Origin of the sequence: Desulfovirgula thermocuniculi DSM 16036, assembly GCF_000429345.1 — a bacterium.
GTDB classification, from domain to species: domain Bacteria; phylum Bacillota; class Desulfotomaculia; order Desulfotomaculales; family Desulfovirgulaceae; genus Desulfovirgula; species Desulfovirgula thermocuniculi.
In genome coordinates this window covers 1-23296 of the sequence record NZ_AUBR01000044.1, presented here as the reverse complement: position 1 = coordinate 23296, position 23296 = coordinate 1, and the positions used below count along the sequence as shown (strand labels likewise).

Here is a 23296-nt window from a genome sequence, read left to right as displayed (position 1 = left end):
TTTTTACGGTGCAAACGCGTGGACAGCGCAAAGTCCTCGTTGGCCGCGTGGTCAGCGATAAGATGGATAAGACGGTGGTGGTGGCCGTAGAGAGGCTGGTCCGCCACCCGCTGTACCAGAAGGTGGTGCGCAGGACCAAAAAATTCAAGGCCCACGACGAGCACAACGAGTGCCGCGTGGGCGACAAGGTGCGCATTATGGAAACGCGTCCGCTCTCCAAGGAAAAGCGCTGGCGCGTGGTGGAGATCCTCGAGCGGGCCAGAGGAGTGGAAGCAGAAGGGGGGGTGGCGGTAGATGATTCAGGTGCAATCGATACTTAACGTGGCCGACAACACCGGCGCCCGCCGCCTGATGTGCATCCGCGTTCTCGGAGGCAGCAACCGCCGCTACGCCAGCCTGGGCGACGAGATCATCTGCTCCGTAAAGGAGGCCGTGCCCGGCGGGGTGGTGAAGAAGGGCGATGTGGTGCGGGCGGTGGTGGTGCGCACCAAGAAGGAGGTGCGCCGCCCGGACGGCTCCTACATCAAGTTTGACGAGAACGCCGCCGTGATCATTAAGGACGACAAGAGCCCGCGGGGCACGCGGATTTTCGGCCCGGTGGCCCGGGAGCTGCGGGAAAAGGACTTCATGAAGATCATCTCCCTGGCGCCGGAGGTTGTCTAGCAGGAGATCTGGAGGTAGAGCGAGATGCCCAAGCTGCATGTGAAAAAGGGCGATACGGTGCTGGTCCTGGCCGGTAAGTACAAGGGGAAGAAGGGCAAGGTGCTGGCGGCTTTCCCCAAAAAGCAGCGGGTGCTGGTGGAGGGCGTGAACATCGTCAAGCGCCACACCAGGCCCACGCCGCGCCTGCCCCAGGGAGGCATCATTGAAAAGGAAGCGCCCATCCACGTCTCCAACGTCATGCTCGTGTGCACGAAGTGCGATAAGCCCACCCGCGTGGCCAAGAAATTCCTGGAGGACGGGCGCAAGGTGAGGGTCTGCAAGAAGTGCGGAGAAGAAATAGGCTAAAAAGGTAGGTGATCGCCGTGCCGCCGAGGTTAAAGGAGAAGTATCAGAAAGAAGTAGTCAAAGCCATGATGGAAAAGTTCGGCTACAAGAACGTCATGGAAGTCCCCCGCCTGGAAAAGGTGGTTATCAATATGGGGGTCGGGGAGGCCACCCAGAACCCCAAGGCCATTGAGGCGGCTGCTAACGACCTGGCCCTCATTGCCGGCCAGAAACCGGTGATAACCAAGGCCAGGAAATCCATTGCCGCCTTTAGGGTACGCAAGGGCATGTCCATTGGTTGCAAGGTGACCCTGCGCGGGGACCGCATGTACGAGTTCTGCGACAAGCTCTTTAACGTGGCCCTGCCCCGGGTGCGCGACTTCCGCGGCGTCTCGCCCCATTCCTTTGACGGGCGCGGCAACTACAGCCTGGGCATCCGGGAGCAGCTCATCTTCCCCGAAATCGACTACGACAAGATCGATAAGGTAAGGGGCATGGACATCATTTTTGTGACCACGGCCAAGACCGACGAGGAGGCGCGGGAGCTCCTGCGCCTGCTGGGCATGCCCTTCAGGGCGGCCTAACAACATCCGGTTTTTAAGGAGGGGAGAAGGTGGCCCGAAAGGCTTTAATATACAAGGCCATGCGCGAGCCGAAGTTTAAGGTGCGCAAGTACAACCGGTGCAAGCTCTGCGGGCGCCCCCGGGCGTACATGCGCCAGTTTGGCGTCTGCCGCCTTTGCTTCCGGATGCTTGCCCACCGCGGCGAGATCCCCGGCCTTCGCAAGGCCAGCTGGTAAAGAGGAAGGGGGTAGAGCTCTGTGGTCATGACGGATCCCATTGCGGACTTCCTAACCCGTATTAGAAACGCCAATATGGTCTACCACGAAACGGTGGAAGCCCCTGCGTCCAAGATGAAGAAGGCCATCGCGGAGATCCTCAAGGAGGAGGGCCTCATCAAGGACTACGAGATCATCGACGACGGCAAGCAGGGCATCATCCGCATTTACTTAAAGTACGGCCCCAACAAGGAGCGGGTGATCACCGGCTTGAAGCGCATTTCCCGCCCGGGCCTGCGGGTTTACGCCCGCAAGGATTCCATCCCCAAGGTGCTGGGGGGCCTGGGCATTGCCATACTGTCCACCTCCAAGGGCATTATGACCGATAAGAAGGCCCGCAAGCTGGGGATTGGCGGCGAAGTGATATGTTACGTGTGGTAGGGGGGATGGCCTTTGTCCAGGATAGGCAAGAAGCCCGTTGAGCTGCCCCAGGGCGTGCAGGTGCAGATTGAGGGGAACACCGTGCGCGTTAAAGGGCCCAAGGGGGAGCTTGCGCGGGAGTTTCACCAGGACATGCGCATACGCCTTGACGAGCAGGGGCGCCTGGTGGTGGAGCGCCCTTCCGACGACCGCTTCCACAAGTCCCTCCACGGCCTCACCCGCACCCTGCTGGCCAACATGGTGGAGGGGGTAACCAAGGGGTTTTCCAAGACCTTAGAGCTGGTCGGGGTGGGCTACCGCGCCGCCAAGCAGGGCAACAAGCTGGTGCTCACGGTGGGTTACTCCCACCCGGTGGAGATAGAGCCGCCGCCGGGGCTGGAAATTGAAGTGCCGGCCCCCAACAAGATCGTGGTCAAGGGGCTGGACAAGGAAAAGGTCGGCGCCCTGGCCGCATACATCCGCGCCGTGCGCGAGCCGGAGCCGTACAAGGGCAAGGGGATCAGGTACGAGGGAGAAGTCATCCGGCGCAAGGCCGGCAAGGCCGGCAAGACCGGCGGCAAGGGCAAGAGGTAGGAGGTAGGGTAACTTGATCAAGAAGCCAAGCCGCAACGAGCTGCGCAAAAAGAGACACCTGCGGGTGCGCAAGAAGGTCTTCGGCACCGCCGAACGGCCACGCCTAAACGTCTTCCGCAGCCTAAAGCACATCTACGCGCAGATCATTGACGACGAGCGGGGCGTGACCCTGGTCAGCGCCTCCACCCTCTCCCCCGAGCTGCGGGGTCAGTTGAAGACGGGGGGCAACGTGGAGGCGGCGGCGGCGGTGGGCCGGCTGGTGGCCCAGAAGGCCCTGGAGCGCGGCATCAAGAAAGTGGTCTTCGACCGGGGAGGCTACCTCTACCACGGGCGGGTCAAGGCCCTGGCCGAGGCGGCCCGGGAAGCAGGCCTGGAATTTTAGGGCAAGGGAGGGAAACGGGTGTCCAGGATAGAGGCCAGGTCCAGGATAGAAGCCGGCAAGGTGGAGCTGTCGGAAAAGGTGGTTTCGGTTAAGCGTGTGGCCAAGGTGGTCAAGGGCGGCCGACGCTTTAACTTTTCCGCCGTGGTGGTGGTGGGCGACGGCCGCGGTCGCGTGGGAGCCGGGCACGGCAAGGCCGGCGAGGTGCCCGACGCCATCCGCAAGGCCATCGAGGACGCCAAGAAGAATATGATCCAGGTCCCCCTGCGCGGCACCACCATCCCCCACGAAATCATCGGCGAGTTCGGGGCCAGCAAGGTCATCCTGAAGCCGGCGGTGCCGGGCACGGGCATCATTGCCGGGGGCGCGGTGCGGGCCGTAGTGGAGCTGGCGGGGATAAAGGACGTGCTCACCAAGTCCCTGGGCTCCAACAACCCCAATAACGTGGTGCGCGCCACCATTGCGGCCTTGAAGGCCCTTAAAACTCCCGAGGAAGTGGCCCGCCTGCGGGGCAAGACGGTGGAGGAAATTCTGGGTTAGGCATACTAGTGGATGGATAGAGGAGGTCCGCCATGGCAAAGCTAAAAATTACCTTGGTGAGAAGCCTTATCGGGCGCCCGCAGGACCAGCGCGCCGTGGTGAGGTCGCTGGGCCTGCGCAAACTGTACAGCTCGGTGACCCACGAGGATACGCCGTCCATCCGGGGCATGATCAACAAGGTTTCTCACCTGGTGAAAGTCGAGCGGCTGGAGGTGTAAACATGCTGGGACTGCACCACCTGCGCCCCAACCCCGGTGCCAGGACCGAGCCTACCCGCAAGGGGCAGGGCATCGGTTCCGGGCTGGGCAAGACCGCCGGGCGGGGGCATAAGGGGCAAAAGGCGCGTTCGGGCGGCGGGGTGAGGCCGGGATTTGAGGGAGGCCAGATGCCCCTCTACCGCCGCATACCCAAGCGGGGCTTTAATAACGAGCGCTTCAAGAAGGAAATCGTGGCCGTTAATGTGGAGGCCTTGAACCGCTTTGAGAGCGGTACCGTAGTGACGCCGGAGCTTCTTCTGGAGGCCAGGGTAATTAGAAAAATCGGCGACGGGGTGAAGATCCTGGGCGACGGGCAGCTGGAGAAGGCGTTGACCGTGCGGGCTCACGCTTTCAGCAAGTCGGCAAGGGAAAAGATTGAGGCTGCCGGCGGCAGGGCCGAGGTGATTTAAATGTTTGACTCCTTGCGCCTTTTAAAGAGCGCCGCCAAGGCGGAGGACCTACGCAAAAAGATCCTCTTTACCCTGGCCATGCTTTTTGTTTTCCGCATCGGCGCGCACATCCCGGTGCCGGGGGTAAACACCAGGGTCTTTGCTGAGCTGATCAACACGGGGGTGCTCTTCGGCTTCTTTGACGTCATTTCCGGCGGCGCCTTTAAGAACTTCTCCATCTTTGCCATGAGCATCACCCCCTACATCAACGCCTCCATCATCATGCAACTGCTCACGGTGGTCATCCCCAGGCTGGAGCAGCTAGCCAAGGAAGGGGAAGAGGGCCGCAAAAAGATCGTCCAGTACACCCGCTACCTCACCGTGGTGCTGGCCTTCATCCAGGCCATCGGCCTCTCCGTGGCCCTGCGCAACCAGCACGTCCTGCTGAGCCCGACCGTCGGCCACTACCTCCTGGTGGCCCTAACGCTGACCGCCGGCACGGCCTTTTTGATGTGGATCGGCGAGCAGATTACGGAAAAGGGCATCGGTAACGGCATCTCCCTGCTCATCTTTGCCGGTATCGTCTCCCGCATCCCGGCGGGCTTTGCGCGGGTCATCGAGTACCTGAAGGCGGGGACCATCAACGTATTTAACGTGTTGCTCCTGCTGGTCATCGGGGCGGTGGTCATTGCGGCCATCGTGGCCGTTAACGAGGGACAGCGGCGCATTCCCGTGCAGTACGCCAAGCGGGTGGTGGGGCGCCGGGTGTACGGGGGCCAGAGCACCCACCTGCCCCTGCGCGTAAACCAGGCGGGGGTCATCCCGGTAATCTTTGCCTCCTCCATCATGATGTTCCCGGAGCAGATCGCCCGCTGGTTCAGCAACACCTGGTTCGGCCACTGGTACGTGACCTATTTTGCCTGGGGCACGGCCTTTCACACCATTATCTACGCCCTTTTGGTCATCGGCTTTACCTTCTTTTACACGGCGGTGATCATGAACCCGCTGGACATTGCCGAGAACATTAAAAAGTACGGCGGCTTCATCCCGGGCATCAGGCCGGGCCGCCCCACGGCGGAGTACATCGGCAAGGTGATGTCCCGGGTGACCATGGGTGGTGCCGTGTTCCTGGCCCTCATTGCCATTCTGCCCAACTTCGTGCTCCTGGCCACCCGCATCCCCAACATATATTTCGGCGGCACGGCGCTGCTCATCGTGGTGGGGGTGGCCCTGGATACCATGAAGCAGCTGGAGTCCCACATGCTCATGCGCAGTTACCAGGGCTTCATCAAGTGAAGAGGTGGTACCCCTGATCACCATCAAGTCCCAGAGGGAACTGCGCTACATGCGCGATGCCGGGCGCATCGTGGCCGGAGTGCTGCAGGAGCTGGCCAAGGCCATCAAGCCGGGGGTAACCACCGGCGAGCTCAACCGTCTGGCCGAGGACTTCATCCTGGCCCGCGGGGCGCGGCCCGCCTTTAAGGGGCTGTACGGGTTTCCGGCCAGCATCTGCACCTCGGTCAACGAGCAGGTGGTGCACGGCATCCCCGGCCCCAGGGAGCTTTTAAACGGGGATATCGTGAGCATTGACGTGGGCGTGGAATTGAACGGCTACTTCGGGGACGGCGCGGCCACCTTTCCGGTGGGCGAGATTTCCCCCGAAGCCAGAAAGCTCTTAGCGGTGACGGAGCAGTCTCTCTACGAAGGCATACGTTTCGCTCGTCAGGGCAACCGCCTTTCCGACATCTCGCACGCTATTCAGAGCTACGTGGAAAAGCACGGCTTTTCGGTGGTCCGGGACTACGTGGGCCACGGGATTGGCCGGAGCATGCACGAGGAGCCGCAGGTGCCCAATTTCGGCCGGCCGGGCCGCGGCCCCCGCCTGCGGGCGGGCATGACGCTGGCCATTGAGCCGATGGTCAACGCGGGTACCCACGAGGTGTGTGTTTTGGAGGATAACTGGACGGTGGTGACCAGGGACGCCAGGCTCTCGGCCCATTTCGAGCACACCGTGGCCATTACCGATGGTGAGCCGGAGATCCTCACCAGGCCTTAGCTGGAGGTGATCCCGGTGCCCGATTACTTTCATCCCGGGCGGCTGGTGAGCTCCACTGCCGGAAGGGACCGTGGCAAATTTTACCTCATACTGCAGCGGGTCAGCGAGACCAGGGTTCACTTAGTTAACGGGGCGGAACGGAAGGTGGGCGCCCCGAAGCTGAAAAACATCAAGCACCTGAAGGTGTACCCCCTGGTGGCCAGGGAAATTGCCGAGAAGGTGGCCAGCGGCCAGCGGGTTACCGACCTCGAGGTGCGCCGGGCCCTGCAGGAGCTACTGGCCCGCTACGAGGACGGCGGGCAGTCTTGCTCCGGAAAGGCGCCGTGCGAAGGGGACCCGGCTCGGCAAGATTGCCCGCCGGTGGCGGGCGATCTCGCCCCGGAAGAGCACCGTGCAAAGGAAACTCCGGCTCAAAAAAATTGCTCCTCGAAGGAAGAAAGCGTGCCGGGCGGTTAAAAAGCCAAGAGGAAAGGAGGTTGGCTCATGGCAATGCCCAAGCAGGATGTGGTGGAGGTTGAAGGCCGGGTGGTGGAATCGCTGCCCAACGCCATGTTCCGCGTAGAGCTGGCCAACGGGCATAAGGTGCTGGCCCACGTCTCGGGCAAGATACGCATGAACTTCATCCGCATACTGCCCGGGGACAGGGTGCTGGTGGAGCTGTCCCCGTACGACCTGACCCGGGGCCGCATCGTCTACCGCTTCAAGTAGCAGGCAATTTAACGGGAGGTAAGTCATCCATGAAAGTGCGCCCTTCGGTAAAACCCATCTGCGAAAAGTGCAAGGTGATCCGCCGCCACGGCAAGGTGCTGATCATCTGCGAGAACCCCAAGCACAAGCAAAGACAAGGTTAACGGAGGTGTGGCAAGGCGCATGGCACGCATTGCAGGGGTTGACCTCCCCCGGGACAAGAGGGTGGAGATAGCCCTCACCTATATTTACGGGATCGGCCGCTCCACGTCCAAGAAAATCCTGGCCAAGACGGGGGTTAATCCCGATACCCGGGTGCGCGACCTTACGGAAGATGAGGTCAACCGTTTAAAAGATGAAATTGAGAAGAACTACAAGGTGGAGGGCGACCTCCGCCGGGAAGTGGCCATGAACATCAAGCGCTTGATTGACATCGGCTGCTACCGCGGACTGCGCCACCGCCGGGGCCTGCCGGTGAGGGGCCAGCGGACACGCACCAATGCCCGCACGCGCAAGGGCCCGCGCAAGACGGTGGGCGTGAAGCGGAGCAAAAAGTAGAAAGGGGTAAGAGCCGGCTATGGCCAGGAGAGCACGCACCAAAAAGCGGGAACGCAAGAACATCGAGCACGGGATAGCCCACATCCACTCCACCTTCAACAACACCATTGTGACCATTACCGACACCAAGGGCAACTGCATCTGCTGGGCCAGCGGCGGCACGGTGGGCTTTAAGGGGACGCGCAAGAGCACCCCTTATGCGGCCCAGCTGGCTGCCGAGGCGGCGGCCAGGGAGGCCCTGGAGCACGGCATGAAGACGGTGGAGGTGCGGGTCAAGGGGCCCGGGGCGGGCCGGGAAGCGGCCATCCGTTCCCTGCAGGCAGCGGGGCTGGAAGTGAGCCTGATCAAGGACGTCACACCCGTTCCCCACAACGGGTGCCGTCCGCCAAAACGCCGCAGAGTTTAAGGAGGTATCGAGATTCTAAATGGCTAGGTACACAGGTCCGGTATGCCGTTTGTGCCGCCGCGAAGGCATTAAGCTCTATTTAAAGGGCGATCGCTGCTATACCAAGAAGTGCGCCATTGAGAGGCGGCCCTACCCGCCGGGCATGCACGGCCAGGCGCGCAAGAAAACCACCGAGTACGGGCTGCAGCTGCGGGAAAAGCAAAAGGCCCGGCGCATTTACGGGGTGCTGGAGAGGCAGTTCCGCAACTACTTTGCCAAGGCGGAGCGCCAGCCGGGCATTACCGGGGAAAACCTTTTGCGTCTCTTGGAGCGCCGCCTGGACAACGTCGTCTACCGCCTGGGGCTGGCCTCTTCCCGCCGGGAGGCGCGGCAGCTGGTCACCCACGGCCACTTCACGGTTAACGGGCGGAAAGTCAACATCCCATCCTACCTGGTGAAGGTGGGGGATGTTATTGCCCTGCGCGAGAAGAGCAAGGAGTCGCCGCGCATCCAGGAATTGATGGAGCGCGCGCGGGAAAAGACGCCTCCTGCCTGGCTGGAGTACGATGCCGACCAGGCCCAGGGGCGCGTGCTGGCCTTCCCCACCAGAGACCAGATCGACACCCCGGTCCAGGAACACCTTATTGTGGAGCTCTACTCCAAGTAGGGTGCCCCGGGGCTCTTGCTGGCCGGAACTGGTTTTTGAGGGGGGTGCCTCGATGTTGGAAATTGAGAAGCCCAGGATTGAATGCGTGGAAGCCAGTCCCGACAACACCTACGCCAAGTTTGTGGTCGAGCCCCTGGAAAGAGGCTACGGGATTACCCTGGGGAATTCCCTGCGGCGCGTCCTGCTCTCCTCCCTGCCCGGGGCTGCGGTTACCTCGGTAAAAATCGACGGTGTGCTGCATGAATTTTCCACCATTCCCGGGGTGCGGGAGGACGTTACCGAGATCATCCTCAACCTGAAAGGCCTCTGCCTGAAGCTGCATACCGACGAGGAAAAAGTGCTGCGCATTGAGGCCACCGGGGAGAGGGAGGTAAAGGCCGGGGACATTATTCACGACCAGGATGTGGAGATTTTAAATCCCGACCTGCATATTGCCACCCTGGCCGATAACGGGCGCCTCTTCATGGAAATGACCGTGGCCAAGGGGCGCGGCTACGTGCCAGCGGAGAGGAACAAGAAGGGCGACCATGTTATCGGCGTGATCCCGGTGGACTCCGTATTTACTCCGGTGCGTAAAGTGAATTACACGGTGGAAAACACCCGCGTGGGCCAGCGCACGGACTACGACAAGCTGACCCTGGAAGTGTGGACCAACGGCAGCATCCGCCCCGATGAGGCCGTGAGCCTTTCGGCCAAGATCCTGAGCGAGCACTTGCGGCTGTTCATCGGCCTCACGGAGTCAGTGAAAGACGTGGAGATCATGGTGGAAAAAGAGGAAGAGGTCAAGAACAAGATCCTGGAGATGCCCATTGAAGAGCTGGACCTCTCCGTGCGCTCGTACAACTGCCTGAAGCGGGCCGGGATAAACACGGTGGAAGAACTCCTCCAGCGCACCGAGGAGGATATGATGAAGGTGCGCAACCTGGGCAAGAAATCGCTGGAAGAAGTCATCAGCAAGCTGAGCAAGCTGGGGCTGTCTTTGCGTAAGAGCAGCGAGGAGTAAAGGGGGGATGTGCCGATGTCTTACCGCAAACTCGGGCGGGATACCGGGCACCGCCGGGCCATGCTCCGCAACCTGGTGACCTCTCTTCTGCGGGAAAACCGCATTCAGACCACGGAGTCGCGGGCCAAAGAGGTCAGGAGCATTGCCGACAAGATGATCACCCTGGCCAAGCGGGGCGACCTGGCCGCCCGCCGCCAGGCCCTGGCCTACATTTACGACGAGCAGGTGGTGCGCAAGCTCTTTAACGAGATCGGTCCCCGCTACGCCGACCGCCAAGGCGGCTACACGCGCATTATCCGGGTGGGCTACCGCCGGGGGGACGCCGCCCCTATGGTGATCCTGGAGCTTGTGTGAAGCGCAGATTTCCCTGCGCGGCGTTTCCTTTGTTTTTAACCCCGGCACTTCCCGGGAAAGGGCCGCCCTGCGAGATATCAGCGGCGAAATATACCGGGGGGAATTCCTGGCCATCATCGGCCCTAACGGTGCGGGCAAGTCCACCCTGGCCCGCCACTTAAACGCCCTGCTTCTCCCCACGCGGGGGGAGGTGCTGGTGGAGGGCCTGTCGACCGCCGATCCCGCCAACTGGTGGGAGATCCGCCGCCGGGTGGGAATGGTGTTGCAGAACCCCGACGAGCAGTTGGTGGCGCCGGTGGTGGAGGAGGACGTGGCTTTCGGCCCGGAAAACCTGGGCCTTGCGCCGGCAGAAATCCGCCGGCGGGTGGACTGGGCCCTGGAGGTCACGGGGCTGGCGGAACTGCGCTTGCGCCCGCCCCACCTGCTTTCCGGGGGGCAGAAGCAGAGGGCGGCTTTGGCCGGCGTGCTGGCCATGAAGCCCTCCTGCCTGGTGCTGGACGAGCCTACGGCCATGCTGGACCCGGCGGGAAAGGAGGAAGTCCTGCAGGCCGTCCTGCGCCTGCACCGGGAAGAGGGGCTGACGGTGGTGCTCATCACCCACCACATGGAGGAGGCCGCCCTGGCCGACCGCATCTGGGTCCTCCACGGGGGGCGACTGGCCCTGGCGGGAAACCCGCAGGAGATTTTTGCGCGGCGGGAGGCCCTGCGGGAGATGGGCCTGGGCCTGCCTGGGCCGGCAGAGCTGGCCTGGCGGCTGCGCTCGCGCGGCTGGACCCTGCCTGAAGGGATTGTGAGCTTTGAGGAGCTGGTGGCCGGGCTGAAGAAAGTCCTTTCTTAAGAAGGAGCGCCGCCTGTGATCCTGGTGGAAGACCTCACCTACTGGTACGCTCCCGGTACTCCCCTGGCCGTGAAGGCGCTGGATGGGGTTTCTTTTTCCCTGGCCGAGGGGAAGTTTATGGTGCTGGCGGGGGGCACGGGCTCGGGCAAAACCACCCTGGCCCAGCACTTAAACGGGCTGCTGTTGCCCTCCTCCGGCAGGGTGCAGGTAGGCGGGCGGGACACGCGGGAAGAGGCCTTCCGCCGCCAGCTGTGGCGGACGGTGGGCCTGCTGTGGCAGTACCCGGAAAGGCAGTTTTTCGAGGAAACGGTTTACCGGGAAGTGGCCTTTGCCCTGCGTAACCTGGGCGCCGACGAGGAGTACATAAGAGAGCGGGTCGCGTGGGCCCTGAGGGCGGTGGGGCTAAATCCCGCGGAGGTTCTCGACCTCTCCCCTTTTGCTTTGAGCGGGGGGATGCGGCGCCGGGTGGCCCTGGCCAGCGTGCTGGTTTACCGGCCGCGGGTGCTGGTCTTAGACGAGCCCACCGCCGGCCTGGACCCGGCTTCCCGGGAGCATATCCTGGGCCTGCTCAAAAAATTGCAGGAGGAAGAGGGGCACACCGTGATCCTCATCACCCACCGCATGGAGGAGGCCGCCCGGCTGGCCGACTGGGTGGTGGTGCTCAGCCGGGGCAGGGTGTGCCTGCAGGGCACGCCCCGGGAGGTTTTCCAAAACCCCGCCGCCCTTAAAGAAGCGGGCCTGCACCTGCCCTTTCCCTGCCGCCTGATGCACCGCCTGCGAGAGGAAGGCCTGGCGGCCGGCACCGCGGTGCTCACCCTGGAAGAGGCGGAAGCAGAGCTGGAGAGGTTGCGTACCCGTGGCCGGCAGCATTAACTTCGGGCAGTTCGTGCCCGGTACTTCTTTCCTGCACCGCCTGGACCCCCGCACGAAAATATTCTGCTGCGCCGGCCTGGTGCTAGCCTCCCTCCTGGCCGACCGCCCCGCGGGGTTTGCCCTCGTGAGCCTTGTGCTGCTCCTCGCGCTACGCCTGGGGCAGGTGGGCTGGCGGCTGTTACTTTCCTTCTTGCGCCCCTTTGCCCTCATCCTGCTCCTTTCTTTTGTGCTGCAGGCTTTTTTGACTCCGGGGGAAAAGTGGCTGGCCGTAGGGCCGTTGGCCCTGACCAGAGAGGGTCTCTACCTGGGGGGGACCGTGCTGTGGCGCCTCCTGCACATCGCGGCCTTCGGCTCCCTGCTTACCCTGACCACTTCCCCGGTGAGGCTGACCGCGGGGTTGGAGAGCATCTTGAAGCCGCTGGCGCGCCTCGGGGTGCCCGTGTGTGATGTGGCCACCATGATTACCCTTGCCCTACGCTTTGTGCCCACCTTGCTGGAGGAGGCGCAGGAGATCGTCAGGGCCCAGCAGTGCCGCGGCGCGGTTTTCGGCAGGGGAGGCCCGGTTACCCGCCTGCGCTCCCTTGTCTCCGTGCTGGTGCCCCTCTTTGCGGGCGCCTTTCGCCGCGCCGAGGACCTGGCCACGGCCATGGAAATTCGCTGCTACCGCGGGGGGGCCAACCGTACCCGTATGCGCGAGCTTCGCTATGCGGCGCGGGACGGGGCGGCCCTTGCCTGCACGCTGGCGGTGCTGGGAGCCATTTTGTGCTGGCGCTGGTGGTACTGACCGTGCGCAACATAAAGCTAACCATAGCCTATGACGGGACCAATTACCACGGATTTCAGGAGCAGAGGGGCACGGGGCTGCCCACCGTGCAGGAAGTGCTGGAGGGGTGCCTTTTGGCGCTGACCGGGCGGGCGGTGCGGGTAACCGGGGCCAGCCGCACGGATGCCGGGGTGCACGCCCGCGGCCAGGTGGTGAACTTTGACGCCGCCGGATGGAGCATTCCCGTGGAGAGGATACCCCTGGCCTTAAACGGCCTCCTGCCGGAGGACATTGCCGTGTTGGCCGCCGAGGAAGTGCCGCCGCATTTCCACGCCCGCTTTTCCGCCCGGGCCAAGGTCTACCGCTACACCATCTACAACAGCCGCATACCTTCGCCCTTCTGGCGCCTGTACAGCTACTTTGTCCCCCGGCCCCTGGACGTGGCGGCCATGCAGGAGGCCGGCAGTTACCTGGTGGGACGCCACGACTTTGCCTCCTTTCAGGCCGCCGGCGCGGCCACAAAGCAAACCGTGCGCACTCTTTTCCAGGTGGAGGTGGCGAGGGAGAACGAGCTGGTGCACCTGTTATTCCGCGGCGACGGCTTTCTCTACCACATGGTGCGCATCATGGTGGGCACGCTCATTGAGGTGGGCCTGGGCAAGCGGGAGCCCCGCGAGGTGCTTGACATCCTGGCCGCGCGGGATCGCCGGGCCGCCGGCCCCACCGCTCCTCCGCACGGCCTCTGCCTCGAGCGGGTGGAGTACGACCTTGACAGTGCCGGGCCCCGGATTTAAAATACATTTGTGTGGTAGCGAGCCCCACTACATGAGCCCCCGCACGCGCATGACGAGGAGGTTCTTTTGATGAGCAAGACCTATATGGCCAAGCCCGGTGAAGTGCCGAGCAAGTGGTACGTTATAGATGCCGCCAACAAGCCCCTGGGGCGGGTGGCCGCCGAGGCCGCGCGCATCCTGCGGGGCAAGCATAAACCCCAGTTTACCCCCCATGTGGACACCGGCGACCACGTGATCATCGTTAACGCCGAAAAGGTCATCCTGACGGGGAAGAAGCTGTATAAGAAAAAGTACATCCGCCACTCCCGCTACCCCGGCGGCCTGAAGGTGATGGGGTACGATGAGCTGCTGTCACGGCGGCCCGAGCTGGCCCTGGAAAAGGCCGTGGTGGGCATGCTCCCCCACAACCGCTTGGGCGCCAAGATGGCCAGGAAGCTGCGTGTCTACCGCGGACCCGAGCACCCTCACCAGGCCCAGAAGCCGGAAATGTGGCCATTTTAGCCGGGGAAGGAGGTAAGGGACATGGCCAAGGTACAGTTTTACGGAACTGGGCGGCGCAAGGAGGCCGTGGCGCGGGTGTATCTGGTGCCCGGGGACGGGAAGATCATGGTCAACGACAAGCGCATGGAGGAGTATTTTAACCGCAAGACCCTGGAGGTGCAGGTCCGCCAACCCCTCCAGCTTACGGGCACGGAAGGCCGCTTCGACGTCATCGCCAAGGTCAGCGGCGGCGGTATCAGCGGCCAGGCGGGAGCGGTCAGGCTGGGCATTGCCCGGGCTCTGGTGCAGGCCGACCCTAACCTGCGCCCGGTGCTGAAAAAAGCCGGCTTCCTCACGCGGGACCCCCGCATGAAGGAGAGGAGGAAGTACGGCCTCAAGAAGGCCCGCCGCGCTCCCCAGTGGACCAAGCGCTAGGGCAGGGACGCACCTAAAAAAGAAAGGGGCAGGTTCCCGAGCGTTTGGAGGAGGAACCCGCCCTTTTTTTAGTTTCCGGGTGCTTCTAAAGGGCGTTCTTTTGGGTGCCGAATTAAGCTTTAGGCGTCTTTAAAATTGTACAAATTAAACGGGGGAGGTGATGTTTGTGATGATGTGGTACGGCGGTACCGCCGGAATAGGCATGATGATGTTCCTGATGGTAATTTTCTACGTGGTCATTTTAATCATGGCCTGGAAGTTCGTTAAGGCCCACGAATCGCTGGCCGAATCACTGAAAATAATTGCCCAGCATTTAAAGAAAGAGCCGTGAAAGGCTCTTTCTCATTTTGAGGCACCGCCTAACGCCTGCGCCGCTGCCGGCGCGAAAAAAAGGCGGAAAGCAGGATGGCCGTACCTACGCCCAGGGCCATGCCGGTGTTATCGTCCAACTTCAGGAGCACCGCCCACAGGTAATACACCCCCACAGATACGGCCACGGTCAGCATCATGGGGAAGAAAGTCCTGCTCACGGCCCCTTTTATCACCCGCACATTGCTCTTACTGCCATATTTTCACCGCCACGGTGATGCTCACGGCCAGCGCGGCCAGGGCAATCCCTACCGTGGCCCAAAAGATGCTCTTCAATTCCTGGCGAAAGGTATTTATTTCTTGCCGGAAGGCAATAATTTCCTGGCGGAGCTTACTTTCGGTGCCCTGGATTTCCTGGCGCAGGCCGGCCTCCATTTCCTTCATTTCCCGGCGCAGTCCGGCCTCCATGTTTTTCATTTCCTGGCGCAGGCCGGCCTCCATTTCCTTCATTTCCCGGCGCAGTCCAGCCTCCGTGTTTTTCATTTCCTGGCGCAGGCTGGTCTCTACAGCCTGGATTTCCTGCCGCAGGCCGGCCTCTATCTCCTTCATCTCCTGCCGCAACTTAGCTTCGACTCCGGAGATTTCCTTGCGGAGTTCCCTGATTTCGGCCCTGAGGTCGCGGATCTCGTTTTGCACCCAGCTGCCCAGGAAAAAAATCTGGCTTTCGCGGCGGAATTCCGCCTCCTCCGTGCCGGCTGCAGCTTCTTTTCTGGCTTCTTCCATGGCGCACACCTGCCCCTCAAGTCAAGCATACCAGCACGGAGGAGCGCTGGCAATAAGGAGTTGCTCCTGAGGTGTCCCTAGCTTTTTACCAGGCGTGACTTAGCTCCCGCTCGCTCCATGAGCTTCGCGGGCCAAACTAACGCTCAATTTTCAGGCTCCGGCGGGGTCCCCGGCTCATTCGGCTTCCTTGCCTCACGAGCCGGCCTCGGCCATCCAAGGCCTCGGCCCCGCCTCCGCCCTCAATTTCGCTAAGTTTGGCTTTCCGCTCAGCTCAAGCGACGAGCAATTTTGCCAAGTTAAATTTTCCGTTATACGATACACTTTTCGGGGCAAAATTGCTCGTCGTCGCTCGCTTTCGAGCTAAATCACGCTCTTAAAACTGGGGATAACTCAGGGAGTTGCTCAGGGCTCTTGCACAACCTGGCGGTAAATTTTGCGGTGGGGATCGTCCGCCTCTTTACCCTGCAAATTAATCACGCTTAAGATCTCCCGCGCCTTTTCCACCTCTATTCCCGCGCGCTGCAAAAGCGCAGAAATTTCCTCTGCGGACCAGCCTAGCTCCCGGGCTGCCGGACCCACAAGGCACGCGGCCACGACCGTCAGGGGCTCCGCCTTTGCGGCCAGGGCCAGCTCTTCCGCCTTGGCGGCCATTTCCCGCAGGCGGCCAAAGAGCTTTTGGTGACCCCGGCCCAATTTTTTGTGCACCTCCACTTCCAGCCTGCTCCTGATGATCTGGGGCTGGGCTTTAATGTCTTTGGCCGCTTCGCCCAGGCACTTCTCGGCGTAAGTGCACCAGGCCGCGCAGCCGGGGTCAAACCTGGGGTTGGTGACCAGCTGCTTGCAGTGGTGGCAGCGCAGCACGATGTCGTCTTTCCAGAACTCGATGGCCTGGCCGCAGTGGGGGCAAGGATGCTCAAAAATGTCCTCGGGCTTCCAGAAGGTGCGGTCCTGGCCGGGGCATTTCCAGAGGGTCATCTTAAAACCGCCTCCCCGGTGGTTGATCTTGCGTATATGTTAACACTCTTTGGCCATAAAAAGTGTGAGGGCGGTCACACTAATGGTGTGGGGAAAAATTTCGCCGCAAGGGTGGGATTGCCGGATGAAGGTAGCCGTACAGGACAACCTTAAAGAGCTTAAAGAGTATCTGGCGGCGCAGGGCATTGAGGTGGTCAGCCCATCCCACGCCCAGGGTGCCGCGGCCATGGTGGTTACGGGGGATATCGACGAAAAAGAGGAGGGACAAATCCTCGCTCCGGCCACCGCGCCCCTCGTCACCACCTACGTGCCGGTGGTCAACGCCGCCGGCAGAACGCCGCAAGAGGTACTGCAGCGCATCCGGGAGATTGCCGGCGGCAGCTAGCGGCCGGCTTCCCGCGCCACGGCCTGCCGAACAACGGCAGGCCCCAATTTTTTTAGGCGGCGGGGAGGAGGAAGTTAGGGGTGGCACAAGGAATTACTTTAACTGCTGGCCTCCTTCAGGCCGGCAGGGCATTTGCCGGGAGGGGAAATGGCCGTGCGCCGGCCTCAGGAAGTGCTCATCCGGGAAGTAGGTCCCCGGGACGGGCTGCAGGGCATCCCCCGCGTGATACCCACCGCGCAGAAAATTGCCTTCGTTGAAAAGCTGCTGCTCGCGGGCATCAAGGCCGTGGAGGTCACTTCCTTTGTTTCTCCCCGTGCCGTGCCCCAGATGGCCGATGCGGAAGAGGTGGTGGCGGGGGTGCGGCATTTGCCGGGCGGCCTGGCGCAGAAAGCGACGCTTAGCGCCCTGGCGGGAAATTTGCGGGGTGTGGAGCGGGCGCTGGCCGCCGGCGTCGACGAGGTGGTCATGGTGGTTTCGGCCACCGCGGAGCACAACCGGGCCAACACGGGCATGGAGGTGGAGCAGTCCCTGTCCCAGCTGCGGGAGGCCGTTGCCCTGGCCCGGGGCACGCCGCTGGTGGTGCGGGGGGCGGTGGCCGTGGCCTTTGGCTGCCCCTACCGCGGGGAGGTGGGTCTTGCGGAGGTGGCGCGGGTGGTGGAGGCCATGCTGGAGGCCGGGGTGCGGGAGGTCACCCTGGCCGATACCGCCGGCCTGGCCGGCCCGCGGCAGGTTTACGGGCTGCTCGAAAAGCTTATGCGCCTCTTTCCGGAGGCCCCCTTTGCCCTGCACCTGCACGGCGCCCGCGAGGTGACCCTGGCCAACCTGGTGGAAGGCCTCCGGGCGGGAGTCGGGGTGGTGGAAAGCGCCACCGGTGGCCTCGGGGGTTGCCCCTTCATACCCGCGGCCCCGGGTAACGTGGCCACGGAAGAGGTGGCGGAGTTGCTGGCGCGGCTGGGCATAAAAACGGGGGTGGATGCGGGGAAGCTCCGGGAGTGCGCGGCCTGGTTGCGGGGGGTTGTCGGCGGTCCAAACGGAACCCCGTAGGGCGGTGCCCTCTCGGTGGCCCGGCCCTTGTGCCCGGTGTGGTAGGCCGTGTTCTCAGGCGAAAAACCGGATGTGAGGGGGATGGTGGGCGTGTATAAGGTGATCAGGGCCAAGGAGATGACCCAGGAACAGATTACCCATTCCTTTTGCACCTGGTGCAAGTATCGCCGCTACGTGCTGGGTCACACTTACTGGGGCTGCGCCCTGGAAGGCATGGAAGAGGAAAAGCTGGCCAAGCTTTGCCCCTACCGGCTGGCGGTGGCCAGGGAAGAGGCCGCGGAAAGCAAAGGGCCCGGCCATCACTAGTGGCCGGGTCCACGGTTTGCTTACGCCACGCGGAAAGTGCCGGTGGCCGTATTTAGCTGCTCCGCCCGCCTGGCCAGCTCCTGGGCCAGCTGGGAGGCCTGGTGGGCGGCGTTTTCAATGTCGCGGGCGGCATTGCTCAGCTCCTGGCTGCTCCGGCTGAACTGTTCGTTGATCTGGGCCATGTCGCGGGTGGTGCGCAGCACCGCGGCGACCTGCTCTAAGATGCGGCGCAGGCCCTCGCCGGTGTCCTTTACCAGCTGCGCCCCCTCCTGCACGGCCCGGCTGGATTCCTCCACCGCCGCCACCGCGCGGCGGGTGTCCTCCTGCATGGCGCGCACTAGCTGGTCGATTTCCCGCGTGGCCCGCGCGCTCTCCTCGGCCAGCTTGCGCACTTCCTCGGCCACCACGGCAAAGCCGCGCCCGTGCTCGCCGGCCCTGGCGGCCTCGATGGCCGCATTTAAGGCCAGAAGGTTGGTCTGGTCGGCAATGCCGGCAATGGCCCCGGTGATGGTGCCGATTTGCGCCGCGCGCTGCGCCAGGGCGGCCATCAGCGCGCCGCTCTGCTGGGCGAGGCGGGCCGTCTCGTTAATCTTCCCCGTGGCCGCCTCCAGGGCCCTCAACCCTTCCGCCGCGGCGGCCTCCACCTGGCCGGAAGTGCCGGCCAGGCGCTCGCTGTTGGCCGCGGCTTCCTGGGCGCCGGCGGAGATTTCCGCGGCGGTGGCGGCCATGTTTTGCGTGGCCGCATTCACTTCTTGCGTGCTGGCGGCCAGCTCCTGGCTCTGGGCGGCCAGCTCGTTGGCCGTTTCGGTCACCCGCCCCACCAGCTCCCGCAGCTGGTGGATCATGCCGTTGAAGACGCGGGCCAGCTCTCCTATCTCGTCGCCGCGCCCGACCTCCACCGTGCGCGTGAGGTCGCCGGCGGCGGCGGCGGAGGCGGCGGCGGCCAGCGCGGCGGCGGCGCGCGCCACGCGGTTGGCCAGCCAGAGGGAGAGGGCCGCCCCCACCAAAAGGCCCGCAGCGGTAAGGGAGAGGGCCAGGAGGCGCGCCGGCCTGACCCTGGCCAGCACGCGCTCCTGCAGGGCCAGCATCTCGTTGCCCCGCTTGATCTGGTAGTTCCTGACGGCCTTAAACATCTCTTCCGCCAGGTCCTTGCCCTGCCCCTGGGCCGCCTGCAGGGCTGAATCGCGCCTGCCCGCCCGGGCGGGCAGCATGACCTGCTCCCGCACAAACTCGTCGTAGCGCCTGCTGGCCTCCATCATCTGGCGCACCAGCACGCGGTTTTCCTCCCGTCGCGTGATGCTTAAAAGGTGCTCCAGGGTTTTGGCCTGCTCGGCGGTAGTGGCCTCCCACTGCTCGTAATAGTTGGGAGTGCCGTAAAGCAGGTAGCCGCGGGCGTAGTTGGACTTCTGGTAGGCCAGCTCGTTGACTTTGGAGGCTATCTGGGCGCGCTCAAAGACCGTCTGCAGCTCCACGAGATCGGCCAGGCTCTGGTCTACCAGATAGACCACCAGGCCGCAGACCAGCACGGCAAGGAGGGCGGCCACGGCAAAGCCGCTTAGAAATTGCCCCCGCAGGCCCTTAAAAAAGCGCATTCTTTTCCCCTCCTTAAGGTAAAAGCGTTTTGCAGCGCCCCTTCCTTTATTGCCCGTACGAAGCGCCGCGCTATTTCCGGGTCGAACTGTGTCCCCGCCCCGCGCTCCAGCTCGCCCAGGACCTCCGGCAGGGCGAGGGCGCGCCGGTAGGGGCGGTCCACGGTCATGGCGTCAAAGGCGTCGGCCACGCTGGTGATGCGGGCCAGAAGGGGGATCTTCTCTCCCCTTAGCCCCGCCGGGTAGCCGCTGCCGTCGTAGCGCTCGTGGTGGTGGAGGACCACCTCGATGATTGGCCGCGGCAGGAAAAAGGGCGACAGCACTCCCACCCCGTGCTGGGGGTGCTTTTTAATTTCCTCCCACTCCGCCGGGGAGAGAGGCCCGGCCTTGGTGAGGATTTCCGGCGGCACGCACACCTTGCCGATGTCGTGCAGCACCGCGCCCACGCGCAGGTCCCGCGCCTCGCCCGGGGAGAGGGACAGCTCCCGGGCGATGATCTGCACGTAGCGGGTCACCCGCTCGGCGTGGTTGTAGGTGTAGTGATCCCGCATGTGCAAAAAGAGCAAATTGGTGCGCACGGCCACCAGGAGGGCCTCCCGCTGCCCCTCGCCCACGGTGTTTTTCAGCTCCACCAGGGCGCTGTGGTAGAGCTCGGTGCGGTTCCTGGTGCCCAGCTTGGCGGCATAGAGGGCCTCGTCGGCGGCCTTTATCAGGCTGGCCGCCGAGTCCACCCCCGCGCAGGAGAGGTCCGCCACGCCGATGGAGGCGGTCAAGTGTCCCCCGGGCAGCACCTCCCTCCCCGCAAAGGGATAAGCGGCAATTTCCTTACGCAGCCGCTCGGCAATCTGGTAGGCGCTCACGCCGTCGGTGTCCGGCAGCACCACGGCAAACTCGTCTCCCCCGTAGCGGGCCACCAGGTCCTGGGAGCGCAGGTTCCTTTCCAGCAGGCGGGCAAAATCCACCAGGAGCCTGTCCCCGGCGGGGTGCCCCAGGGTGTCGTTGTAAACCTTAAAGTAGTCCAGGTCGAGCATTAAAAAGGCCAGGGAGCGCCCTTCCCTTAAGGCCGCCTTCACCCTCTCCTCCAGGCACTCCATGAGCGCGCGGTGGTTTAAGAGGCCGGTGAGGCTGTCGCGCCGCGCCTGCTCCTGCAGGAGGGCCTTTTCCTCCTCGGCCTTTTTCCACGCCAGGTACTGGGCGGTGACGTCCCGCAGCACGGCCATGCCTCCCCGCAGGCGGCCCCGGGCGTCCCGCAGGAGGATGACGTCCACGCTAAAGCACTTGGGGCAACCGTCGGCGGTCTGCCAGAGGACTTCTCTACCCTTCACCTCCTCCCCCCTCCTCATGCGCCGGGCCAGGAGCGCCCCGGTGGGCCCTGCCGCCGTCAGGGGAAGCCCGCGGAGGTCTTCGGGCGGCCTGCCCGCCAGCGCGGCAAAGACCGGGTTGACCAGGGCAATGCGCCCCTTGGAATCCCCCACCAGCACGGCGTTGCGCGTGGACCTCACCACCAGGCGGCTGATCTCCCCCTGGTGCAGGGCCTGCATCCAGAGGAACCCCGCCACGGCCAGGGCCAGGCAAAAGGCCGCCCCGCTGGTGGTCACGGCCAGGGCAAAGAGGTGCCGGTTGAGTCCTTTAAGCTGGGAAATTTCCTCTCCCAGCCGGCGGCGCTGGAAGGCGTCGTTTTGCGCGGCCAGCTCCCTGACCTCCCCTGCCAGGGTGGAGCGGCTTTGCGGGGGAAGGGAGAGGTATTGTTCCACCGCCCCGGCCAGCCGGCGGGAGAGGTCCTGGCCCTGGGGCGTGCGGGTGAGCTCCGCCAGGCGGCGGGCGGCAAGGCGCAACTCCTCTTCCGCCTCGGCGGTGGGGGTCCCCTGGAAGGCCAGCTCCACGAGCCGCCCGCTTAAGCGGAGCTTTTCCAGGCGCTCGTAGAAAGTGTTTTCGCTCTGGCGGAAGGCAAGCAGAAAGAAAGCGGCCTGGAAAACCCACGCGGCCAGCATGGCTAAAAGGGCGCCGGCCACCAGCGCCGCCGGGGCACGCTCCCTGACACCCATATGCTCCCTCCTTTCGACGAAGTACACGCAAACTTTGTGCTTGTTATATCATGTACTATGTTTAGGTTAGTTTGGCAACACTGTTTGGGGGCATTTTTCCTCTGACCTGCCTGCCCACAGGAGCCATTTTGTCTTTTTGCGTCACCTTGTTATAAATTTCACGAATTATAATAGGCAACTCCCGGCACTACCTACCAGAATACGTGGATCCCCGCGTAGTTGCCGCCGTGCTGGGAAAAGAGCTGGGGACGAGCTGGGTGCCCTCTCCTGGGTACTGCACCCTCTGGGTAACCGGACAAGGAATACTGCCACCAGCTGGGTATGGGCAAGCCCCTGGGGATGGGTGCGGTTAAGCTGGAGTCCACCACCTTGTACGTTATCGATCGCCCCACGCGCTACTCCTCCCTTTTTGAGGGGGAGAACTGGCAGACCGGCTTAACTGGGGCGCCGCGCCCGCTTTTCCATCACCAAACCTTAAAAGGGCTAACCGGTGCTTTTGAAAAGCACGTGCTGGAGTTTCTTGGCTTAGGCGACAGGTGCCGCCACCTTTACGAACTCAAGCGGGTGGCCATGCTCTTGAAAATGATGGAGTGGCCGGGCTACCCGTCGGTGTCCTGTGAAGGGCTTTTCCTGGCAAGGGAAAAGCGTCCTAAACACGCGATACATGGAGGTAGACGAATTTAAAGAGCGCCCGGTGCTGCCGGACCCCTCTGCCTTTGGTAGCTTGTCGGGAAATGTGGAGCCTTGAACGGGGTGAGGCTCATGGCTCACAAAGGGATGATTGTTACCGTAGGCGTGGGCAGCGGAATCGAACACGCCATTGTTACCTCCGTACGCAACGCCAATCCCCACAATCTCATTTTTCTGGTAACCGGGGGGAGCCGCGGGACTTTGGAGCGGATCTGCCGGGAGGCGCAGTCAAGGGGAGTGCTCTTGCTTCCCTATGAGGAAGAAGAAATCAGGGATGAGAGCGACGCCGAAGCGGCCTATGAAGCTGCGGTGAAGGCTGGCTGTAAAAGGCAGAAGCCCGGAGGCAATCACCGTTGATTATACCTACGGCAGCAAGCCCATGTCCGCCGGTGCCCTGTACGCTGCCGTAACGGAAAATTGTGGGAGCATAGTTTATGTTGCGGGGGAGCGCGACGAGAACGGGCGGGTTATTTCGGGTACAGATAGGGACTTTACAAAAGCCCCGCCAGAATGCCCCCGATTTTTAATCGGGGGATGAATGGCGGCTTGGTTTTTCTCTCCGGCCGTGCTAAAATTTAAGCATGCCGGAGGAGATGTTAAATGCAGACGGTAACCCTCAAAATAAAGCTTCTACCTCCCAACAAGGGCAAGCTGGAGAAGATGACCCGCATGCTGGACACCTACCGCCGGGCGTGCTCCTGGTTCCTGGAGCAGGCCGAGGTTTTTGACACTACCAGCCGGGCACATTTAAACCGTGAAACCTACCGGCAGGCATGTGAGTTGTTCGACCTCAACCGGGGCACGCTCCAGTGCGCCATGCTCAAAGCGCTCTCCGCTTACCGCTCCTATCTTTCCCGCAAGCAAAGGGGCAAAAAGGCCAGCCTGCCCAAATTTGAGAAAACGGTTCCGGTAATGGTGCGGCAGGACTGCTAC

At 63.0% G+C, this 23296-nt stretch carries 38 protein-coding genes and 1 pseudogene; 34 read left to right on the top strand and 5 right to left on the bottom strand.

The window, feature by feature from the left end; genetic code table 11:
* Window positions 1–8: 8 nt before the first annotated feature.
* The 28 genes from rpsQ to G454_RS21445 all read left to right on the top strand — a co-directional run bounded on the left by rpsQ (window position 9) and on the right by G454_RS21445 (window position 14568).
* Window positions 9–320 carry a 30S ribosomal protein S17 gene (gene rpsQ, locus G454_RS18715; RefSeq protein ID WP_035107616.1) on the top strand — a complete coding sequence of 104 codons (312 nt, stop codon included), beginning with the start codon at window positions 9–11 and terminating at the stop codon, window positions 318–320.
* The gene (gene rplN / locus G454_RS0110430) at window positions 295–663 is read left to right on the top strand and encodes a 50S ribosomal protein L14 (protein ID WP_027718586.1); all 369 of its coding nucleotides are present in this window, start codon (window positions 295–297) and stop codon (window positions 661–663) included. The genes rpsQ and rplN overlap by 26 nt, the downstream gene beginning before the upstream one ends.
* A 24-nt stretch (window positions 664–687) precedes the next feature.
* Window positions 688–1008 carry a 50S ribosomal protein L24 gene (rplX, locus tag G454_RS0110425; protein ID WP_027718585.1) on the top strand — a complete coding sequence of 107 codons (321 nt, stop codon included), beginning with the start codon at window positions 688–690 and terminating at the stop codon, window positions 1006–1008.
* Window positions 1009–1019: 11 nt separating this feature from the next.
* A complete protein-coding gene (gene rplE / locus G454_RS0110420; RefSeq protein ID WP_035107621.1) occupies window positions 1020–1571 on the top strand; it encodes a 50S ribosomal protein L5 in 552 nt (183 codons plus the stop codon).
* Window positions 1572–1600: 29 nt separating this feature from the next.
* The gene (locus tag G454_RS0110415; protein ID WP_027718583.1) at window positions 1601–1786 is read left to right on the top strand and encodes a type Z 30S ribosomal protein S14; all 186 of its coding nucleotides are present in this window, start codon (window positions 1601–1603) and stop codon (window positions 1784–1786) included.
* 21 nt (window positions 1787–1807) lie between these two features.
* Window positions 1808–2206: a 30S ribosomal protein S8 gene (gene rpsH / locus G454_RS0110410; RefSeq protein WP_027718582.1), complete on the top strand. Its 399-nt coding sequence runs from the start codon at window positions 1808–1810 to the stop codon at window positions 2204–2206.
* Window positions 2207–2218: 12 nt separating this feature from the next.
* Window positions 2219–2779, top strand: coding sequence for a 50S ribosomal protein L6 (gene rplF / locus G454_RS0110405; protein WP_027718581.1), 561 nt, complete (start codon window positions 2219–2221; stop codon window positions 2777–2779).
* Between the two features lie 13 nt (window positions 2780–2792).
* Entirely contained in the window at window positions 2793–3161 is a 369-nt protein-coding gene (gene rplR, locus G454_RS0110400; protein WP_027718580.1) for a 50S ribosomal protein L18, read from the top strand.
* An 18-nt stretch (window positions 3162–3179) separates the two neighbouring features.
* Window positions 3180–3698 carry a 30S ribosomal protein S5 gene (gene rpsE, locus G454_RS0110395; protein WP_035107614.1) on the top strand — a complete coding sequence of 173 codons (519 nt, stop codon included), beginning with the start codon at window positions 3180–3182 and terminating at the stop codon, window positions 3696–3698.
* A 32-nt stretch (window positions 3699–3730) separates the two neighbouring features.
* Window positions 3731–3916, top strand: coding sequence for a 50S ribosomal protein L30 (gene rpmD, locus G454_RS0110390; protein WP_027718578.1), 186 nt, complete (start codon window positions 3731–3733; stop codon window positions 3914–3916).
* A 5-nt stretch (window positions 3917–3921) separates the two neighbouring features.
* Complete coding sequence (gene rplO, locus G454_RS0110385) at window positions 3922–4365, top strand: 50S ribosomal protein L15 (protein ID WP_027718577.1); 444 nt, start codon at window positions 3922–3924, stop codon at window positions 4363–4365.
* Complete coding sequence (secY, locus tag G454_RS0110380) at window positions 4366–5640, top strand: preprotein translocase subunit SecY (protein WP_027718576.1); 1275 nt, start codon at window positions 4366–4368, stop codon at window positions 5638–5640.
* Window positions 5641–5653: 13 nt separating this feature from the next.
* A complete protein-coding gene (map, locus tag G454_RS0110375) occupies window positions 5654–6400 on the top strand; it encodes a type I methionyl aminopeptidase (protein WP_027718575.1) in 747 nt (248 codons plus the stop codon).
* Window positions 6401–6415: 15 nt separating this feature from the next.
* A complete protein-coding gene (locus G454_RS22110; protein WP_211230051.1) occupies window positions 6416–6856 on the top strand; it encodes a KOW domain-containing RNA-binding protein in 441 nt (146 codons plus the stop codon).
* 33 nt (window positions 6857–6889) lie between these two features.
* Window positions 6890–7108, top strand: coding sequence for a translation initiation factor IF-1 (gene infA / locus G454_RS0110365; RefSeq protein ID WP_027718574.1), 219 nt, complete (start codon window positions 6890–6892; stop codon window positions 7106–7108).
* Window positions 7109–7137: 29 nt separating this feature from the next.
* Window positions 7138–7251, top strand: coding sequence for a 50S ribosomal protein L36 (gene rpmJ, locus G454_RS0110360; protein ID WP_027718573.1), 114 nt, complete (start codon window positions 7138–7140; stop codon window positions 7249–7251).
* 19 nt (window positions 7252–7270) lie between these two features.
* A complete protein-coding gene (rpsM, locus tag G454_RS0110355) occupies window positions 7271–7645 on the top strand; it encodes a 30S ribosomal protein S13 (protein ID WP_027718572.1) in 375 nt (124 codons plus the stop codon).
* A gap of 19 nt (window positions 7646–7664) precedes the next feature.
* Window positions 7665–8051, top strand: coding sequence for a 30S ribosomal protein S11 (gene rpsK / locus G454_RS0110350; protein ID WP_027718571.1), 387 nt, complete (start codon window positions 7665–7667; stop codon window positions 8049–8051).
* 19 nt (window positions 8052–8070) lie between these two features.
* Entirely contained in the window at window positions 8071–8697 is a 627-nt protein-coding gene (gene rpsD / locus G454_RS0110345; RefSeq protein ID WP_027718570.1) for a 30S ribosomal protein S4, read from the top strand.
* Between the two features lie 52 nt (window positions 8698–8749).
* Window positions 8750–9700 (top strand): DNA-directed RNA polymerase subunit alpha, encoded by a 951-nt coding sequence (locus G454_RS0110340; protein ID WP_027718569.1) that lies wholly within the window; start codon window positions 8750–8752, stop codon window positions 9698–9700.
* Window positions 9701–9715: 15 nt separating this feature from the next.
* Window positions 9716–10054: a 50S ribosomal protein L17 gene (gene rplQ, locus G454_RS0110335; protein ID WP_027718568.1), complete on the top strand. Its 339-nt coding sequence runs from the start codon at window positions 9716–9718 to the stop codon at window positions 10052–10054.
* Window positions 10047–10892 (top strand): energy-coupling factor transporter ATPase, encoded by an 846-nt coding sequence (locus G454_RS0110330; RefSeq protein WP_051276220.1) that lies wholly within the window; start codon window positions 10047–10049, stop codon window positions 10890–10892. Before rplQ ends, G454_RS0110330 begins: the two co-directional genes overlap by 8 nt.
* Window positions 10893–10907: 15 nt before the next feature.
* Entirely contained in the window at window positions 10908–11765 is an 858-nt protein-coding gene (locus G454_RS0110325) for an energy-coupling factor transporter ATPase (protein WP_027718566.1), read from the top strand.
* Window positions 11749–12549 carry an energy-coupling factor transporter transmembrane component T family protein gene (locus tag G454_RS0110320; protein ID WP_027718565.1) on the top strand — a complete coding sequence of 267 codons (801 nt, stop codon included), beginning with the start codon at window positions 11749–11751 and terminating at the stop codon, window positions 12547–12549. The genes G454_RS0110325 and G454_RS0110320 overlap by 17 nt, the downstream gene beginning before the upstream one ends.
* On the top strand, window positions 12528–13322 hold the full coding sequence (truA, locus tag G454_RS0110315; RefSeq protein ID WP_245574372.1) for a tRNA pseudouridine(38-40) synthase TruA: 795 nt from the start codon (window positions 12528–12530) through the stop codon (window positions 13320–13322). The genes G454_RS0110320 and truA overlap by 22 nt, the downstream gene beginning before the upstream one ends.
* Before the next feature lie 69 nt (window positions 13323–13391).
* Window positions 13392–13823, top strand: coding sequence for a 50S ribosomal protein L13 (gene rplM / locus G454_RS0110310; protein WP_027718563.1), 432 nt, complete (start codon window positions 13392–13394; stop codon window positions 13821–13823).
* Window positions 13824–13844: 21 nt separating this feature from the next.
* Complete coding sequence (gene rpsI, locus G454_RS0110305; protein WP_027718562.1) at window positions 13845–14237, top strand: 30S ribosomal protein S9; 393 nt, start codon at window positions 13845–13847, stop codon at window positions 14235–14237.
* 169 nt (window positions 14238–14406) lie between these two features.
* On the top strand, window positions 14407–14568 hold the full coding sequence (locus G454_RS21445) for a DUF8066 domain-containing protein (protein ID WP_483782833.1): 162 nt from the start codon (window positions 14407–14409) through the stop codon (window positions 14566–14568).
* Between the two features lie 28 nt (window positions 14569–14596).
* On the opposite strand, the gene G454_RS0110295 is transcribed toward G454_RS21445, so the two are convergent.
* The 3 genes from G454_RS0110295 to G454_RS0110285 all read right to left on the bottom strand — a co-directional run bounded on the left by G454_RS0110295 (window position 14597) and on the right by G454_RS0110285 (window position 16304).
* On the bottom strand, window positions 14597–14788 hold the full coding sequence (locus tag G454_RS0110295) for a hypothetical protein (protein WP_027718561.1): 192 nt from the start codon (window positions 14786–14788) through the stop codon (window positions 14597–14599).
* A 7-nt stretch (window positions 14789–14795) separates the two neighbouring features.
* Window positions 14796–15329, bottom strand: coding sequence for a coiled-coil domain-containing protein (locus tag G454_RS20420; RefSeq protein ID WP_051276218.1), 534 nt, complete (start codon window positions 15327–15329; stop codon window positions 14796–14798).
* A gap of 402 nt (window positions 15330–15731) precedes the next feature.
* Window positions 15732–16304 carry a hypothetical protein gene (locus G454_RS0110285; protein WP_027718560.1) on the bottom strand — a complete coding sequence of 191 codons (573 nt, stop codon included), beginning with the start codon at window positions 16302–16304 and terminating at the stop codon, window positions 15732–15734.
* A 124-nt stretch (window positions 16305–16428) separates the two neighbouring features.
* On the opposite strand from G454_RS0110285, the gene G454_RS0110280 reads away from it, so the two are divergent.
* The 3 genes from G454_RS0110280 to G454_RS0110270 all read left to right on the top strand — a co-directional run bounded on the left by G454_RS0110280 (window position 16429) and on the right by G454_RS0110270 (window position 18039).
* Window positions 16429–16689 (top strand): YkuS family protein, encoded by a 261-nt coding sequence (locus G454_RS0110280; RefSeq protein ID WP_035107612.1) that lies wholly within the window; start codon window positions 16429–16431, stop codon window positions 16687–16689.
* 153 nt (window positions 16690–16842) lie between these two features.
* The gene (locus tag G454_RS0110275; protein ID WP_169719344.1) at window positions 16843–17733 is read left to right on the top strand and encodes a hydroxymethylglutaryl-CoA lyase; all 891 of its coding nucleotides are present in this window, start codon (window positions 16843–16845) and stop codon (window positions 17731–17733) included.
* A 90-nt stretch (window positions 17734–17823) separates the two neighbouring features.
* The gene (locus G454_RS0110270) at window positions 17824–18039 is read left to right on the top strand and encodes a hypothetical protein (protein WP_027718557.1); all 216 of its coding nucleotides are present in this window, start codon (window positions 17824–17826) and stop codon (window positions 18037–18039) included.
* Between the two features lie 20 nt (window positions 18040–18059).
* On the opposite strand, the gene G454_RS0110265 is transcribed toward G454_RS0110270, so the two are convergent.
* Window positions 18060–19631 carry a methyl-accepting chemotaxis protein gene (locus G454_RS0110265; RefSeq protein WP_027718556.1) on the bottom strand — a complete coding sequence of 524 codons (1572 nt, stop codon included), beginning with the start codon at window positions 19629–19631 and terminating at the stop codon, window positions 18060–18062.
* Entirely contained in the window at window positions 19595–21673 is a 2079-nt protein-coding gene (locus G454_RS20415; protein ID WP_051276216.1) for a diguanylate cyclase, read from the bottom strand. Before G454_RS20415 ends, G454_RS0110265 begins: the two co-directional genes overlap by 37 nt.
* Before the next feature lie 339 nt (window positions 21674–22012).
* On the opposite strand from G454_RS20415, the gene G454_RS0110255 reads away from it, so the two are divergent.
* From G454_RS0110255 to G454_RS0110245, 3 genes and pseudogenes are all read left to right on the top strand, one after another.
* The gene (locus tag G454_RS0110255) at window positions 22013–22357 is read left to right on the top strand and encodes a hypothetical protein (protein ID WP_169719343.1); all 345 of its coding nucleotides are present in this window, start codon (window positions 22013–22015) and stop codon (window positions 22355–22357) included.
* A gap of 93 nt (window positions 22358–22450) precedes the next feature.
* Window positions 22451–22720: a hypothetical protein gene (locus G454_RS0110250; RefSeq protein ID WP_156896731.1), complete on the top strand. Its 270-nt coding sequence runs from the start codon at window positions 22451–22453 to the stop codon at window positions 22718–22720.
* Between the two features lie 243 nt (window positions 22721–22963).
* Window positions 22964–23296, top strand: a pseudogene (locus G454_RS0110245) (transposase); the annotation flags it as partial.